The sequence below is a fragment of the Thermosynechococcus sp. genome, from assembly GCF_025999095.1.
GTDB lineage: Bacteria > Cyanobacteriota > Cyanobacteriia > Thermosynechococcales > Thermosynechococcaceae > Thermosynechococcus.
On the sequence record NZ_AP024678.1, the window covers coordinates 2,343,526 to 2,358,591 of the forward strand.

The 15,066-nt window shown below is 58.0% G+C and carries 14 protein-coding genes and 1 pseudogene; 11 read left to right on the forward strand and 4 right to left on the reverse strand.

Annotation, left to right across the window (positions count from 1 at the left end; genetic code table 11):
• Positions 1 to 28: 28 nt before the first annotated feature.
• Positions 29 to 1,630 (reverse strand): DUF3352 domain-containing protein, encoded by a 1,602-nt coding sequence (locus Q0W94_RS11470; RefSeq protein WP_297759315.1) that lies wholly within the window; start codon positions 1,628 to 1,630, stop codon positions 29 to 31.
• Positions 1,627 to 2,808: a 7,8-didemethyl-8-hydroxy-5-deazariboflavin synthase subunit CofH gene (gene cofH, locus Q0W94_RS11475; protein ID WP_297759318.1), complete on the reverse strand. Its 1,182-nt coding sequence runs from the start codon at positions 2,806 to 2,808 to the stop codon at positions 1,627 to 1,629. The genes Q0W94_RS11470 and cofH overlap by 4 nt, the downstream gene beginning before the upstream one ends.
• A 183-nt stretch (positions 2,809 to 2,991) precedes the next feature.
• Here cofH and Q0W94_RS12310 point away from each other — a divergent pair.
• From Q0W94_RS12310 to Q0W94_RS11530, 11 genes and pseudogenes are all read left to right on the forward strand, one after another.
• A pseudogene (locus tag Q0W94_RS12310) lies at positions 2,992 to 3,183 on the forward strand (type I restriction-modification system subunit M N-terminal domain-containing protein); the annotation flags it as partial.
• 56 nt (positions 3,184 to 3,239) lie between these two features.
• Complete coding sequence (locus tag Q0W94_RS11485) at positions 3,240 to 5,036, forward strand: DUF262 domain-containing protein (RefSeq protein WP_297759321.1); 1,797 nt, start codon at positions 3,240 to 3,242, stop codon at positions 5,034 to 5,036.
• Positions 5,036 to 5,887 (forward strand): N-6 DNA methylase, encoded by an 852-nt coding sequence (locus tag Q0W94_RS11490; RefSeq protein ID WP_297759324.1) that lies wholly within the window; start codon positions 5,036 to 5,038, stop codon positions 5,885 to 5,887. The genes Q0W94_RS11485 and Q0W94_RS11490 overlap by 1 nt, the downstream gene beginning before the upstream one ends.
• Positions 5,877 to 7,040 (forward strand): XRE family transcriptional regulator, encoded by a 1,164-nt coding sequence (locus tag Q0W94_RS11495; RefSeq protein ID WP_297759327.1) that lies wholly within the window; start codon positions 5,877 to 5,879, stop codon positions 7,038 to 7,040. Before Q0W94_RS11490 ends, Q0W94_RS11495 begins: the two co-directional genes overlap by 11 nt.
• Positions 7,040 to 7,561, forward strand: a complete 522-nt coding sequence (locus Q0W94_RS11500; protein WP_297759330.1) for a DUF4411 family protein — start codon at positions 7,040 to 7,042, stop codon at positions 7,559 to 7,561. The genes Q0W94_RS11495 and Q0W94_RS11500 overlap by 1 nt, the downstream gene beginning before the upstream one ends.
• Entirely contained in the window at positions 7,551 to 8,780 is a 1,230-nt protein-coding gene (locus tag Q0W94_RS11505) for a restriction endonuclease subunit S (RefSeq protein WP_297759332.1), read from the forward strand. Before Q0W94_RS11500 ends, Q0W94_RS11505 begins: the two co-directional genes overlap by 11 nt.
• A complete protein-coding gene (locus tag Q0W94_RS11510) occupies positions 8,777 to 9,670 on the forward strand; it encodes a DUF3800 domain-containing protein (RefSeq protein WP_297759335.1) in 894 nt (297 codons plus the stop codon). Before Q0W94_RS11505 ends, Q0W94_RS11510 begins: the two co-directional genes overlap by 4 nt.
• Positions 9,667 to 9,798: a hypothetical protein gene (locus Q0W94_RS11515; protein ID WP_297759337.1), complete on the forward strand. Its 132-nt coding sequence runs from the start codon at positions 9,667 to 9,669 to the stop codon at positions 9,796 to 9,798. The genes Q0W94_RS11510 and Q0W94_RS11515 overlap by 4 nt, the downstream gene beginning before the upstream one ends.
• A complete protein-coding gene (locus tag Q0W94_RS11520; protein WP_297759340.1) occupies positions 9,795 to 10,382 on the forward strand; it encodes a transposase in 588 nt (195 codons plus the stop codon). The genes Q0W94_RS11515 and Q0W94_RS11520 overlap by 4 nt, the downstream gene beginning before the upstream one ends.
• A gap of 9 nt (positions 10,383 to 10,391) precedes the next feature.
• The gene (locus tag Q0W94_RS11525) at positions 10,392 to 13,550 is read left to right on the forward strand and encodes a type I restriction endonuclease subunit R (RefSeq protein WP_297759343.1); all 3,159 of its coding nucleotides are present in this window, start codon (positions 10,392 to 10,394) and stop codon (positions 13,548 to 13,550) included.
• Between the two features lie 70 nt (positions 13,551 to 13,620).
• Positions 13,621 to 13,917 carry a BMC domain-containing protein gene (locus Q0W94_RS11530; RefSeq protein WP_297759346.1) on the forward strand — a complete coding sequence of 99 codons (297 nt, stop codon included), beginning with the start codon at positions 13,621 to 13,623 and terminating at the stop codon, positions 13,915 to 13,917.
• Positions 13,918 to 13,926: 9 nt separating this feature from the next.
• On the opposite strand, the gene Q0W94_RS11535 is transcribed toward Q0W94_RS11530, so the two are convergent.
• Complete coding sequence (locus tag Q0W94_RS11535; protein ID WP_297759349.1) at positions 13,927 to 14,322, reverse strand: Spy/CpxP family protein refolding chaperone; 396 nt, start codon at positions 14,320 to 14,322, stop codon at positions 13,927 to 13,929.
• A gap of 33 nt (positions 14,323 to 14,355) precedes the next feature.
• A complete protein-coding gene (locus Q0W94_RS11540; RefSeq protein ID WP_297759352.1) occupies positions 14,356 to 15,063 on the reverse strand; it encodes a GUN4 domain-containing protein in 708 nt (235 codons plus the stop codon).
• Positions 15,064 to 15,066 lie beyond the last annotated feature (3 nt).

Genomic DNA, 15,066 nt, shown 5'->3' on the forward strand with positions numbered 1-15,066 from the left:
TTCAGGGTTCCCCCAGCGGTCGCTGAACTTACGGGGGTGAAGTGGGTTTTAAGCGAATTCGAGCGATGTAGTGGGTAAACTGATTATCCCGCACATGACTGGTGATGCCCAGGGCAGCAAAGGGTTGGAGCGATCGCACCACCTCAGGAGCCAGTTGTGGCAAGAGCAAGTTATTTTGCAATGACCCCAAGTTACTCAAATTCAGGTAAAACTGGGTGTCCTTGGGCTGGGGAAGTACCGCATGGTAAAGGGGAGAGTCGGCAAGGGAGCGCTCAGGCCGGCGACTCATATCCATCAGAGGACCGAGTCCCAAAAAGACGATCTGGTCATTGAGCCAGCCATGCTGCCCCACAGGCAAACCCGGAGGAATGCGCCAAGTAGTAATGGGTTGGGGTTCTGTTGCTGTTTGCTGTACTTGCCACCGCAGGCGATCGCGAATTTGGCTATCGAGTTGGCTAAGGGTTTGGCTGGCGCGGGGGCGATCGCTCGTCTGACTCAAAAAGACTAAGCTAGGGGCATTTCCCAGGGAAGGAACCGGCACAAAGGCAGCGGCAAATTCGCCATCCATCCAAGGCACAAAAGCCTGTTGCCAATCGAGGCCGGTGAGATCTTTAACGGTGCTGGCGATGGTCTTTTTGACTGAGGCAGGGGTATTGTGCCATAAATTTTTGAAGGAACCTGTACCGTAAAAAGCAAGGGTTGTTTCAGGCACAAGACGACTGAGTTCACGGCTTTGACCTTCACTGACTAAGGCTTGATTCGCCTCAGGGCGCCAAGTTACTGCCTCCAGTTCAATTTGCTCAGGGGTCATCTCTGCAGTGAGCACGATCCCTTGCAGCTCCCGGGGCGGCTCAGGCAGACTTCCCTCAGGGGCAGCCATCTGACTGGCTAAAAAAGCGGGCAGGTTCAAATAGAGTTCCACAAGAGGGCGATGATCCGATAACCCTTTCACCGCCTGTTGATAGGTGAGCTGACTGGCAATGCCGTTGTTGGCTTGGGCGGTGGCAATGACTTGTTGCAGGGCGCTCTGGTGCTGACTCCAGATGAGATAGGCTTGGTCTTGATGCTTGAGGAGGGCGATCGTGCCGCTATCGGGGCCAGGAACAATTCCCTTTGCCCTAAAAATTTTCACCCCATTGATTTCTGTGATCGGTTCGCCAATTAGACTTTGCAGGAGCTGCTCCCCCATTGGTACATTCAGCGTTGGCACAACCCAAACGTAGGGGGGGACTGGCGATTCCTTTACCGATTCCGGGGTAATGGGTAGCAGCACAAGGGTGGCGCGATCGCCAATGAAGGGGCGCACCTCCTTGAGGTAATCCAGTTGCGCCAGATTCACCCCCTCAGGGGATAGCGGATCGTAGGTTGGATTCAACCAGGGTTGGGTCTGCAACAGATTGCTTTTGCTCAGGACTTCCCAGGGCTGGGGATCTGTCGGTAGGGTTAGGGTTAAAAGAGCCGCCTTAGGGGCGATCGCCATGCCAGGAGCGATGGAACGTTGGCTAAAGCGCTGCCACAGGAGAAGGGCCGCTGCTGTCCCCGCGCCCAGAACCACCACGGCAACAGCAGCCACTAGCCAAGGGTGGAACCGCCGGGGAGGCCGAACCAACGGCCGAGATTCAGTGGTCATCGCAACTCTCCAACGGCATTGTAAAGGGTTGTCCGCTGACGCGGGGTTCGACCCAAGGAGTGAATTGCTGCCACGAGATCCGCGGGGCTAACCCCCGTGCCCCCCTGCGCCCCCGCCACTGATGTAATGTGTTCTTCCATCAGCGTTCCTCCCAAATCATTACAGCCCCAGTTGAGTGCCATTGTCGCACCCCCAAGGCCAAGTTTGACCCAACTGGGTTGATGGTTGGCAATCCACCGTCCCAAAAAGAGCCGCGCCACTGCCGTCAGCACCAATGTGGGTAGTAACTGCGGTTGGTGGTGTCCTACCCATTGTCGCATGGCTTTAGGGGCAAGTTCCCCAACGTAGGGCAGCAGGATAAACTCGCTGATGCGGGCGGGATAGTCGTGTTCTAAAGCCTTTTGCTGAAGTTGCTGTAGGTGTTGTAGGTGAGCCACCTGATCCGCTGGCGTTTCAATATGGCCGCAGAGCATCGTGCTGGTCGTCCACACCCCCAAGCGATGGGCCGTCTCAACAATCTCAAGCCAAGTGGCGGTGCAAATTTTCTCAGGACAAATTTTTGCCCGCACCCGATCTACTAATACTTCAGCGGCGGTACCGGGCATGGAGTCCACCCCAGTCTGATGCAGGACATCAATTACTTGGGCATAGGAGCGGCCATCCTCACGGGCAATGAATTGAATTTCTTGGGGCGAAAAGGCATGGAGATGGATCTGGGGAAAGGCCGTTTTAATTTCCCGCACCAGGAATTGGTAGTAGCGCAAACTGGAACCGCCTTCCTTGGCGGCCGGATTGAGTCCCCCCTGCATACAGATTTCTGTAGCCCCTTGGGCAACCGCATCCGCCACTTTCCTCAGTATTGTTTCAATGTCGAGCCAGTAAGCATCGCCAGCGGTGGCATCGCGACGAAAGGCACAAAAGGCGCAGTGTTGCTCACAGATATTGGTGAAGTTGATGTTGCGGTTAATGACATAGGTGACGGTGTCGCCCACCTGTTGTTGGCGCAGGCGATCGCTAGCAGTCTGCAGTGCCCGCAGTAGTGGGGGCAATGGTTCTTGAGGATTGCTGGTTGCCGCTAAGGGAAGGGCGGCTGTCAAAAGGGTTAAGGCTTGTTGGCTAGAAATGCCATTGTTGGTCAGAATCTCCTCTAGCTCGGCGATCGCGCCTATGGTCTGCATGGCTTCAGGATACACTATCAATTATTTAGACACCATTATTTAGACACCTAGGGCACAGTTGCCTGTATCTTACAGCTTGACATAGCCAAGGTCGATGCTCCTAGAGAGTGCAGGCTTCACTGAGTGCGGCTCGAGATTGCGATCCTGAGAACAGAGACAAAGCAACAATGCGGTAAGGTAACGATGGCCAGATCAAAGAAGAATGCGAAGAGGACCAACTCCAGCGGCGCCACCCTCGGCTACGAGGTTGAGCTCTGGCAGATGGCCGATAACCTGCGCGGCAGCATGGACGCTGCCGAGTACAAACACGTCGTGCTGGGGCTTATCTTTCTCAAGTACATCTCCGACGCCTTCGAGGAACGGCACGCCAAACTCGTTGGTTCGCAGGGGTCTTATCTCTCAGTAGGTGGAACTCTTGTAAAAAATAACATATGGCCACACAACGTTACTCTGTCACCCCGCATCCTATCGAAACCCTGTTGAGCTGGGTCAAATCTGGCGAAATCGCCATACCCGAAATCCAACGTCCCTTCGTCTGGGATGCCACCAAGGTGCGCAACCTGCTTGACTCGTTCTACCGTGGCTATCCAGTCGGGTATTTGATCACCTGGCGCAACCCCACAATCAAGCTCAAGGACGGTACTCTATCCGCCGGCAAGCGCATTCTGATTGATGGTCAGCAGCGAATGACGGCGCTGATGGCTGCCCTGCTCGGTCGGGAGGTCATCACCAAAGACTACGACATTGTGCGCATTCGCATTGCCTTTCACCCGATAGAAGAGCGCTTCGAGGTCAGTAACCCAGCGATCCTGAAGGACTCAGCTTGGATCGCTGATATAGCGGACGTGTTCTCGCCAACTGCGAGTCTTTTTCAGTTGGTGACCAACTATTGCCAGAAGGATCCTGAGGCCTCGCAGGACAAGATCTTTGCCACAGTAGAGAAGCTGCGGAAAATTGTCAGCAATCACGTTGGGGTGATCGAACTGGCCGAAGACTTGGACATCGAGACGGTCACCGAGATTTTCATCCGAGTGAACTCGGCGGGTGTAGCACTTTCTCAAGCCGACTTTGCCATGTCCAAGATTGCCGTCAACGAAAAATTCGGCGGCAACCTGCTGCGCAAGGCAATTGACTACTTCTGCCACCTCGCGGTCGCTCCCGAATTCGCCTCGAAAATCGAAAAAGGCGATCCAGAGTTCGCAACGTCCGAGTTCTGGCCGACCATGCGTTGGCTGAAGGACGTCAACGACGACCTCTACGACCCCACCTATACGGACTTGCTGCGCGTGGCGTTCACCTTCAAGTTTGGCCGTGGCAGACTGCAGGACCTGGTGGCACTGCTTTCTGGACGGAATTTCGAGACAAAGCAGTACGAGGAGGCTGTTGCCGAGAAGTCTTTCGCCAAACTTAAGGAGGGTATCCTCGCGTTTATGAACAAAACCCATTTCGAACGCCTGACCATGATCCTCTCGTCGGCCGGCTTTGTCAGCAGTCGCCTTATCACCTCACATAACGCTGTAAATTTTGCGTACATCCTCTACCTTCGTGGACGTCGGGAAGGCATTCGATCCGATGAGCTCGAACAGCTTGTTCGGCGTTGGTTTGCCATGTCGGTCCTCCGAAGCCGCTATGCAGGTAATCCGGAGAGCATGTTCGACAGTGACATTCGTAGAATCGCAGAACACGGCCTCCAGGCGCACGTCGAAGGGGTCATTGCAAGTGAACTATCGGAGAGTTTCTGGTCGGTGACGCTACCGCAGGAAATGCAAACATCGTCGACGAAATCGCCGTACTTTATGGCATACCTTGCTGCGCAGGTGAAACTTGGCGATAAGGGTTTCCTTTCGAGGGACATCACCGTCCGGGATCTTTTACCCAACCGTGGTGACAAGCATCATATCTACCCACGTCGGTACCTTCAGCAACAAGGACTCGGCAGAAATCAGTACAATCAGATCGCCAACTTTGTGATGGCGCAAAGCGAAATCAACGTCGCGATTGGCAACAAGTCCCCTGAAATTTACTTTAAAGAGATCGCTGAGCAGGTGAACGGCGGCCCCAAGCGCTACGGCGGCATCACCGACACAGAGATGCTGAGGATAAACTTCGAGGAGAACTGCCTGCCCCTAAGCCTGCTCGATGGCCAGGTGCCGGACTATGAAAAGTTCCTTGCCGAGCGTCGCTGCCTTATGGCCCGTCGTATCAAGAAATGGTTCGATACACTTTGATGGTTACTGAGTTGAATAAACACAGCGCCAATAGGCATCCTGATGCACTACAGCACAGCCAGAACGTGTTGGAAGCTGTGTTCCCCGATCTCAAGGCCGACTTCATCCTCGCCAATCCGCCCTTCAACATGAAGCAGTGGGGCGGCGATCGCCTGCGCGACGACAAGCGCTGGCAGTACGGCGTGCCACCCGCAGGCAACGCCAACTTCGCCTGGGTGCAGCACATCATCCACCACCTGACGCCCAACGGGGTGGCCGGCTTTGTCCTCGCCAACGGCTCGATGTCCTCGAACCAGTCGGGCGAAGGCGAAATCCGCAAGAATATCATCGAAGCGGACCTCGTGGATTGCATGATCGCGCTGCCGGGCCAGCTTTTCTACTCGACGCAGATCCCGGCGTGCCTGTGGTTCCTCGCGCGCGATAAACGTGGCCTCCCCTCTCCCAGAGGGAGAGGGGCCGGGGGTGAGGGATGCGATCGCCGCGGCGAGGTTCTTTTCATCGATGCCCGCAAGCTGGGCCGCATGGTGGACCGCACCCACCGCGAGCTGACCGACGAGGAGATCGCCCGCATCGCGAACACCTATCACGCATGGAGGGGAGAGAAAGAAGCAGGGGAGTACACGGACGTGCCCGGCTTTTGCAAGAGTGCGACGCTCGAAGAGATCCGCCAGCACGGCTACGTCCTCACCCCCGGCCGCTACGTCGGCGCCGAGGCGATCGAGGACGACGGCGAGCCGTTCGAGCAGAAGATGGCCCGCCTTGTGGCGCAGCTGCGCAAGCAGCAGGCCGAGGCCATGCGGCTGGATGAAGCAATCTGGAGAAATCTGGAGGAGTTGGGCTATGGAGCATGAAAAAATCAGGCTTCGGGTATCTGTCAATCCGGCCCTTCTCCGTTGGGCGAGAGAACGCGCCGCCCTGACCCTCGGCGAGCTGATGAGGCGTTTCCCACATTACGAACAGTGGGAACAGGGTGTAACGCAGCCCACGCTGAAACAGCTTGAGCGATTGGCGCAGGCCTTGCATGTGCCAATCGGCTTTCTCTTCCTGAATGCGCCTCCTGAGGAGTCGATCCCTATCCCTGATTTCCGCACCCTGCCAGGACGGACTGCGCGGCCCAGCCCTGATTTGCTGGATACGATTTACCTTTGCCAGCAACGCCAGGCGTGGTATCGCGATTTCCTGACAAGGGAAGCAAGCCGCCCCCTGCCCTTTATCCGTAGCGCCACCATCAAACAGAATCCCGTCGGAGTGGCTGCTGACATTCGCCGCCGCCTCAAGTTCGATGTGGAAGAACGCAACCACATCCCCACCTGGAGCGAAGCCCTGCGCCGCTTCATTGAACAAGTCGAAGCGGCTGGCGTCCTGGTCATGGTGAGCGGGATCGTCGGTAATAACCCGCATCGGAAACTGAACGTTCAGGAATTTCGCGGATTTACCCTGGTGGACGAACTGGCGCCGCTCATTTTCATCAATGCTGCCGATACCAAAGCAGGGCAGATGTTCACCCTGGCCCATGAACTGGCGCATCTCTGGTTGGGCAGCGGCGGCGTTTCCGATGTCCAATTAAGCGCTTTCCCGGATTCGGAGATCGAGCGCTGGTGCAATCAGGTGGCTGCCGAGGTACTTGTTCCGCTTGAAGAGTTCCACCGACTCTTTCGCCCGGACGAACCGCGACGTTCCGCTCTTGACCGACTGGCGCGTCACTTTAAGGTGAGCACCTTAGTCATTTTGCGGCGCATGGTTGAGGCGGGAGCCATCAGCGGGGAGGATTTCTGGCAGGCTTATGAAGAAGAGTTAGAACACTTGCAGCAGTTCGAGCGGAAAGGCGAGGGCGGCGGTAACTTTTATCACACGCTGCCCCTGCGGGTCAGTCGAACCTTTGCCGAAGCCGTCCTCATCAGCACGCTGGAAGGGCAAACGCTCTTCCGCGAAGCGTATCAAATCTTGGGCATCCGCAAACACGAGACCTTCCAGCAATTCGCCGAAACCCTGGGGGTGCGCTGATGGCTTATTTGCTTGACGCCAATGTGTTCATTCAGGCGAAAAACCTCCATTACGGCTTTGATTTCTGCCCGGCCTTCTGGGACTGGCTGGATTGGGCTAATCAGCAAAGGCTGGTGTTCAGCATCGAACGCGTGCTTGACGAGTTGACTGCCGGAAACGATGCGCTGGCGCAGTGGGCACAGCAACGCACCGATTCTTTTTTTCTTCCGCCCGATGCCCAGGTTCTGGCGGCGTTTGGCAAAGTTAGTCAATGGGTCTCCACACAAGGCTATGAACCGGCCGCCATCAACACCTTCTTTCAAATCGCAGACTACTATCTGGTGGCGCACGCCCTGGCGCATTGCTTCACGGTGGTTACCCATGAAGTGCCGGCCGCTACCACGAAGCGGGTCAAAATCCCGAATGTCTGCATTGGGCTGAGCATCCGCCACATGACGCCCTACGAAATGCTGCGCCGCGAAGGCGCGCGCTTTGTGCTGGACGCTTCTCACGCACAACAGGAGGGAGGCGATGAGGGGTGAGTGGCCCCTGGTTCCTTTAGGCGAACTCGCGCAAAACTTCGACGCGCGTCGAGTTCCGCTCTCAAGCCGCGAGCGAGAGAAGCGGCGAGGCCCGTACCCGTACTACGGGGCGACCGGCGTCATGGACTACGTGGATGGGTTTCTGTTTGAGGGACTCCATCTCCTATTGGCCGAAGATGGTTCCGTCGAAACGACCGACGGCAAGCCGCTCCTTCAGCTCGTAGACGGAAAGTTCTGGGTCAATAACCACGCCCACGTCTTGAAGGCAGCCACGGACGAAGACACAAAGTTCCTGTATTACGCGCTCTCGACGGTTGCCATCCGCCCCTACATGAGCGGATCGGTTCAGGCCAAGCTGTCGCAGGCTAACATGAACCGAATTCTTGTCCCATATCCCCCTGATGAGCGTGACCGGCGCGCCATCGCCCACATCCTCGGCACGCTGGACGACAAGATCGAGCGGAACCGGCGGATGAGCGAGACCTTGGAGGCGATGGCGCGGGCGCTGTTCAAGGCGTGGTTCGTGGACTTCGAGCCCGTGCGCGCCAAGGCCGCAGGCCGCGACCCCGGCCTGCCCAAGCCCCTCGCCGACCTCTTCCCCGACCGCCTGGTGGACTCCGAACGGGGCGAGATCCCGGAGGGGTGGGAGGTGGGGACACTGGGCGATTACGCCATCAACTTCGACTCAAAGCGAGTGCCACTCTCTGGAAGAGACCGTGCAAAACGTAACGGTCCGTTTCCTTACTACGGAGCGGCGGGAATAATGGATTACGTCGATGACTATCTCTTCGACGGAATTTATCTCCTTATTGGAGAGGATGGTTCCGTTATGAATCCATCCGGTTTCGCCGTGACCCAATACGTCTGGGGCAAGTTCTGGGTGAATAACCATGCACATGTGGTGCAGGGGAAATACCCCGTTAGCACCGAGCAACTGTATGGGTATTTTACCTTTGAGTCAGTGGCACCCTATATTACAGGCGCAGTTCAACCTAAGCTGTCTCAAGGTCAGATGAACTCCATGCCGTTTCTGTATGCTGGCGAAAAAATCTGTTTGGAATTTCACAAGATCGTTGAGCCGTGGTTTGCCAAGTTCCGAGCATGTGCTGAAGAATCCCGCACCCTCGCCGCCCTGCGCGATGCGCTGCTGCCCAAGCTCATCTCCGGCGAACTGCGGGTGCGGGATGCGGAACGGTTTTTGAAAGAGAGGGGATTATGAGCAGCGCGGTCACACACATTGGGTTCGCGGACGAAGCATATTGGAACACGGGCCGGTTTCGCAGTCTTGGGATGGTGACGCTGCCCTTGAATTGCGTGGAGGTCATGGAAAGCGAAGTGAGGCGGCTGCTGAACGAGTCGCAGGTCAGCGAATTCAAATGGAATAAACTGCGCGGAGCTAAAGAGCGTTTCGCTGCTGAGAAGCTTTGCAAATTCATTGTAGAGAAAGCCTCCGCTGATCAGATTCGCGTTGATGTTCTGATTTGGGATACCGAAGACAGCCGACATAAGATCGCCAACAGAGACGACATTGCCAATCTCCAGCGGATGTATTACCACATTTTCCGAAACGTCCTAAGGGCACGGTGGCCGGACAATGCCATCTGGAGGCTTCATCCCGATGAGCACACCGCCCTGAATTGGGAAACAGTGAGAGACTGCCTCGAGAATAAGAGCACCGGTATTGACGTAGATCGTTCCCTTTCTACTGGTGGCCAGTTTCGCATCCGGCTGCGGCAGGAGTTCGGCATACAAGAAATCCAGGCGGTATCGTCCGGGGCGCATCCACTTCTCCAGCTTGCTGATCTGTTTGCCGGTTTGGCCGTATTCTCGCGCGATAATTTCGACGACTATCAGAAGTGGTTGCAGGCCACGTCACCGCAGGCCCGCCTATTCGACGAAGGCGACGCTTCAGACGATCCATCCCGTAGTTCTCGAGAGCGTTTTCAAGTCCTCAAAGAGTTTGACCGCTTGTGCAAACAGAGAAAACTCGGCGTGAGCTTGGAGACGAAGCGCGGGCTGTGGACACCCAAGCCACAAAACCCCATCAATTTCTGGATATATGAACCTCAGCATTCGGAGGACAAGGCACCGCAAAAGGAAAGACGATGAGCATTTCAGAATTGAGCAAAGCAACCGTTGAATTCGCCGCCCTGAGCGATACGCTGCTGCCTAAGCTCATCTCCGGCGAGCTGCGGGTTAGGGATGCGGAACGGTTTTTGAAGGAGCGGGGGCTATGACTGATCACCATGGTACGGGCGGGTTTCAAACCCGCCCCAACCGCCGCAGCATCCGCCTGAAGGGATACGATTATTCGCAGGCCGGGGCGTATTTCATCACGATTTGCACAAAGGACCGCGCGTGCCTATTCGGAGAGGTGGTAGATGGCGAAATGCGGTTGAATGATTTCGGCCAGGTTGTGCACGGCGTTTGGAATAATTTGCCAAACCATTATGCAGGTGTAGAAATGGACGCGTTCGTTGTGATGCCGAACCATGTGCATGGGATCGTTGTCATCGTAGGGGCGGGTTTGAAACCCGCCCCTACGACCACCGCCGCCCCTACGACCACCACCGCCCCTACGCAACACGGCCTGCCCGAAATCATTCGTGGTTTCAAAACATTTTCTGCACGCCGCATCAACGAATTGCGCAGCACGCCTGGGGTGCCGGTTTGGCAACGCAATTATTACGAACACATCATCCGCAACGAGGAATCATTGCACCGTATCCGCGAATACATCGCAAACAACCCCCTAAAATGGCAATTGGACCAGGAAAATCCGGATCGGGTAGGAGCGGTTCGCAAATCGCCCCTACAGTAAGGACAAACCATGGCGCGTCTGACCGAATCCGACATTGAATCCGTCGCCCTTGACTGGCTGCAAGCCACCGGCTGGCAGGTGGCCTACGGGCCTGATCTTGCGCCGGATGGCTCCGCGCCCGAACGCACCGATTACGGCCAGGTGATTCTGGAGCGACGCCTGCGCGATGCGCTCGCCCGCCTCAACCCCCAACTCCCCGCCGAGGCGCTGGAGGACGCCTTCCGCAAACTGACCCGTCCCGCGGACGCCGACCTGATGCAGCGCAACCGCACGCTGCACCGGCGGATGGTGGACGGCGTGACGGTAGAGTATCGAACAAGCGATGGCAGGATTCGCGGCGCGCAGGTCCGGGTGCTGGATTTCGACAATCTAGACAATAACGACTGGCTCGCGGTGAACCAGTTCACGGTCGTGGAACGTAAGGGCACGTTGCAACGTGCCCCAACCCGCCGGCCCGATGTAGTGCTGTTCGTCAACGGTCTGCCGCTGGTGGTGCTGGAGCTGAAGAACCCCACCGATGAGAATGCCACAATCTGGGCAGCCTGGCAGCAGCTCCAGACCTACAAACACGAGATCCCTTCGCTCTTTGCTTACAACGAGGCGCTCGTCATCTCCGACGGCATCGAGGCGCGGGTCGGGGTGGTGGGCGCCGGGCGCGAGTGGTTCAAGCCCTGGCGCACGATCGCAGGCGAGACCCTGGCACCCGATACGATGCCGCAGTTGCAGGTGATGATCGAGGGGCTGTTCGAGAAGCGGCGGTTCCTTGATTTGGTGCGCGATTTCATCGTCTTCGAAGATGACGGTGGCGGACGCCTGATTAAAAAGATGGCCGGCTACCACCAGTTCCATGCCGTGCGGGTGGCTGTGGCCGAGACCCTGCGCGCCGCGCAATTGACGCATACTGATCGGGTGGCGGACGCGCTCGGGCGCTACGAAGCAGGCCGTAAGTCCGGCGGTCAACCGGGCGATCGGCGCATTGGGGTGGTCTGGCACACCCAGGGTTCGGGCAAGAGCCTGACCATGGCCTTCTACGCCGGGCGCATCATCCGCGAGCCGGCCATGGAGAACCCTACCCTGGTGGTGCTCACCGATCGCAACGACCTCGACGACCAGCTCTTCGGGACGTTCTCCCGCTGCCAGGAGCTGCTGCGCCAGCCGCCGGTGCAGGCCGAGAGCCGCGCCCAGCTGCGCGAGCTGTTGTCGGTGACTGCGGGTGGGGTAGTGTTTACCACCATCCAGAAGTTCCTGCCCGAAGAGAAGGGCGATCGCCACCCGACGCTTTCTGAGCGGCGCAACATCGTGGTCATCGCCGACGAAGCGCACCGCAGCCAGTACGACTTCATTGACGGCTTCGCCCGCCACCTGCGCGACGCCCTGCCGGGCGCCTCCTTCATCGGCTTCACCGGCACGCCGATCGAACAGGCCGACGCCAACACCCGTGCGGTCTTCGGTGACTACATCAGCATCTACGACATCCAGCGCGCAGTGGAGGATGGCGCCACGGTCCCCATCTACTACGAGAGCCGGCTGGCCAAGCTGGCGCTCGACGAATCCGAGCGACCCCGGATCGACGAGGACTTCGAGGAGGCCACCGAGGGCGAGGAGCTCGAGCGCAAGGAGCGACTCAAGAGCAAGTGGGCCCAGCTTGAGGCCATCGCCGGCGCCGAGAAACGCCTGCGCCTCATCGCCCAGGACATCGTCGAACACTTCGAGCAGCGGCTCGAGGCGATGGAGGGCAAGGCCATGGTGGTGGGCATGAGCCGGCGCATCTGCGTGGAGCTCTACCGCGAGATCGTCAAGCTGCGGCCGCAGTGGGCCAGCGAGGAGGACGGCAAAGGGGAGATCAAGATCGTGATGACCGGCTCGGCCTCCGACCCCCCCGACTGGCAGCCGCACATCCGCAACAAACCGCGACGGGAGGCGCTGGCGAAGCGCTTCCGCGACCCAAACGATCCGCTGAAACTGGTCATCGTGCGCGATATGTGGCTCACCGGCTTCGATTGCTCCAGCCTGCATACCCTCTACCTCGACAAACCCATGCGTGGCCACGGCCTCATGCAGGCGATCGCCCGGGTAAACCGGGTGTTCCGCGACAAGCCGGGCGGCCTAGTGGTGGATTACCTGGGGCTGGCGCACGAGCTTAAACAGGCGCTGGCGACCTACACCGAAAGCGGCGGCACGGGGCAGACCGCGATCGCTCAGGAGGAAGCGGTGGCGCTGATGCGAGAGAAGTACGAGGTCTGCTGCGGCCTCTTCCACGGGTTCGACCGGGCGAAGTGGGTGAGCGGCACGCCTCAGAAGCGGCTGGCGCTTCTCCCTGCTGCCCAGGAGCACATCCTGTCGCAGCAAAAGGGCAAGGAGCGGTTTCTGCAGGCGGTGCGCGACCTGTCGCAGGCCTTTGCCCTGGCGGTGCCCCACGAGGAGGCCTTGGCGATCAGGGACGATGTGGCTTTCTTTCAGGCAGTGCGGGCAGCGATCGCCAAAACCACGGATGTAGGGGCGCACGGCCATGTGCCCCTCGAGCATGCCATCCGCCAGATCGTGTCCCGGGCCATCGCCCCCGAAGGCGTAGTGGACCTCTTTGCCGCGGCCGGCCTCAAGAAGCCCGACATCTCGATTCTCTCGGAGGAGTTCCTGGCCGAGGTACGGGGGATGCCCCAGCGCAACCTCGCCGTGGAGCTATTGCAGAAACTATTGAAGAGCGAGCTGAGGGAGCGCCGCCGCAAGAACGTGGTGCAGGCGAGGTCTTTTGCCAAGATGCTGGAACAAACCCTCCGTCGCTACCAGAACCGCGCCATCGAAGCAGCCCAAGTGATCGAGGAACTGATCGCCCTCGCCAAGGAAATGCGAGAGGCGGACTGCAGGGGTGAGAAGCTGGGCCTGTCAGAAGAGGAGCTGGCGTTCTACGATGCGCTGGAGACGAACGACAGTGCGGTGAAGGTTCTGGGCGAGCCGACGCTGAAGCGGATTGCCCAGGAACTGGTGCAGACAGTCCGGAATAATGTTTCGCTAGATTGGACAGTACGGGAAAGCGTTCGCTCTAACTTGCGGCGGTTGGTCAAGCGCGTCTTGCGCAAACACGGCTACCCACCGGACAAGCAGGAGCAGGCGGCCCAGACCGTGCTGGCGCAGGCCGAAGTCCTGTCCGCAGAATGGGCGATCGCCTGAATAGAGCAGGTCACAAGAGCCCTTACCATAGGGGATATTCATAGGCTTAGGGTCGCCAAAGGGGTCAAAGATGGCAGCAGTGGGCATGGTACAGGTGTTGGGGTATCCGGCAGCGCTGGCGGTGGCAGACACCTTAGTGAAAGCGGCTCGAGTGACCATTGTAAGTTGCGAGGGCATTGGCGCCGGCTATTGGACAGTGGTGATCCGTGGCGAGATTGCCGCCGTGAATGCGGCGGTTCAAGCGGCGCGATCGCTCCCTGGCCAGGCGGTCATTTCTCACCAGATTATTGCCCATCCCGATGGCAATCTGGAGCAGGTCTTGCCCGTTGCTGTTCCTCACCCACCACTCGAGGATTTTTTGCTTTAAGTTATTCATTCATTGGGAGGCTTGCAACTGCTTCACCTGTTCGGGGGTGAGAATGGTTAGCATCTCAACACGGGTATCCTGCATCACCTTGGCAAGCTGTGTTTTTTGAGCGGGACGCAGCTCCACCAAGTTCATAGCTTCACTGGTGGATTTCCCCTGTTTGATGGCATTGCGAAAGAGGCGCTGTTGGTCACGATCCAAGATCCTGAGGATGCGATCGTTGGTGCGCAGAGTCAGGCGCAGTATGGCCTGTTTTTGCTCCACACTGAGATTGAGTTTTTTCATTTGCTCAGCCGTCAGGAGACCGCCGCTGGTTTGAGCCATGACGTGGGGTGGCATAGCTGCGCCACTGATGCCAACCACGAGGGCGATCGCCACCATTAATCGCTGGAGATACTGACCCATGCCTATCCTCTCCTCAGTGTTGCTGCCTCTATTCTAGCGGGTCCAAGCGGGATGATTGAGCAGGGCATTGATGACCCGTACGCCCCGCAGTTGATTGGTCAGGGGTAAATGTCCACGCGGGGCACTCAAATCCCAAATAAATTCATTGGGATAGCGCGGCCAACGCTTACCCTGTCGCCAGCCGATTTTCTCCCAAAGCCGCTCCCAGTTTTGACCGCAACCCAGCCACAGTTGCCGCTGCACCGAATAGCCAAAGCGACCCAAGGAAAAGGCCAGCCACAGTTGATCAATCGTCTGCAAATCCACAACCGGGAACTGCTCCACCTCCGTAAAGTAGAGCCAGCGGCGTTTTTGGGCCATCGGCCCTGCCAGTTCACAGAGTTTTTGCGTCGTCAGGCGATCGGCTGCTTCAAATTTTTCGGCCACCAGCAATTCCGCCAGTTCTTGATAGTCCACCCCGCGATCGGAGCGCAGCGGAATTACCCCTTGGGGATAGTGTTGCTGCAAAAAGGCTTGCACAGAGGCTTCTCGGCTGTAGCAGAGGAGGCGATAGGCCTGACCGCGAACCCAAGGGGCGGGTGGGGGAGAAAAGGTGGCACTGTCTTTGAGGAACTCCTGCAGGAGGTCATAACCTTCACTGCCGGCTGTGCTCAGGGTGGTCATGGCGGCCAGTTGCGATTTTTCATTGCCGCTGTACAACTGCTCCCGTAAGTCGGCCAAGGCTGGTTCTGCGGTGACCATGCG

Excerpts from the sequence above, each read along its gene's own strand:
- cofH (WP_297759318.1), bottom strand. The coding sequence starts at position 2,808 with ATGCAGACCATAGGCGCGATCGCCGAGCTAGAGGAGATTCTGACCAAC.
- Q0W94_RS11470 (WP_297759315.1), bottom strand. The coding sequence starts at position 1,630 with ATGACCACTGAATCTCGGCCGTTGGTTCGGCCTCCCCGGCGGTTCCAC.
- Q0W94_RS11485 (WP_297759321.1), top strand. The coding sequence starts at position 3,240 with ATGGCCACACAACGTTACTCTGTCACCCCGCATCCTATCGAAACCCTG.
- Q0W94_RS11510 (WP_297759335.1), top strand. The coding sequence starts at position 8,777 with ATGAGCAGCGCGGTCACACACATTGGGTTCGCGGACGAAGCATATTGG.
- Q0W94_RS11490 (WP_297759324.1), top strand. The coding sequence starts at position 5,036 with ATGGTTACTGAGTTGAATAAACACAGCGCCAATAGGCATCCTGATGCA.
- Q0W94_RS11530 (WP_297759346.1), top strand. The coding sequence starts at position 13,621 with ATGGCAGCAGTGGGCATGGTACAGGTGTTGGGGTATCCGGCAGCGCTG.
- Q0W94_RS11505 (WP_297759332.1), top strand. The coding sequence starts at position 7,551 with ATGAGGGGTGAGTGGCCCCTGGTTCCTTTAGGCGAACTCGCGCAAAAC.
- Q0W94_RS11495 (WP_297759327.1), top strand. The coding sequence starts at position 5,877 with ATGGAGCATGAAAAAATCAGGCTTCGGGTATCTGTCAATCCGGCCCTT.
- Q0W94_RS11540 (WP_297759352.1), bottom strand. The coding sequence starts at position 15,063 with ATGGTCACCGCAGAACCAGCCTTGGCCGACTTACGGGAGCAGTTGTAC.
- Q0W94_RS11520 (WP_297759340.1), top strand. The coding sequence starts at position 9,795 with ATGACTGATCACCATGGTACGGGCGGGTTTCAAACCCGCCCCAACCGC.
- Q0W94_RS11500 (WP_297759330.1), top strand. The coding sequence starts at position 7,040 with ATGGCTTATTTGCTTGACGCCAATGTGTTCATTCAGGCGAAAAACCTC.
- Q0W94_RS11525 (WP_297759343.1), top strand. The coding sequence starts at position 10,392 with ATGGCGCGTCTGACCGAATCCGACATTGAATCCGTCGCCCTTGACTGG.
- Q0W94_RS11535 (WP_297759349.1), bottom strand. The coding sequence starts at position 14,322 with ATGGGTCAGTATCTCCAGCGATTAATGGTGGCGATCGCCCTCGTGGTT.
- Q0W94_RS11515 (WP_297759337.1), top strand. The coding sequence starts at position 9,667 with ATGAGCATTTCAGAATTGAGCAAAGCAACCGTTGAATTCGCCGCCCTG.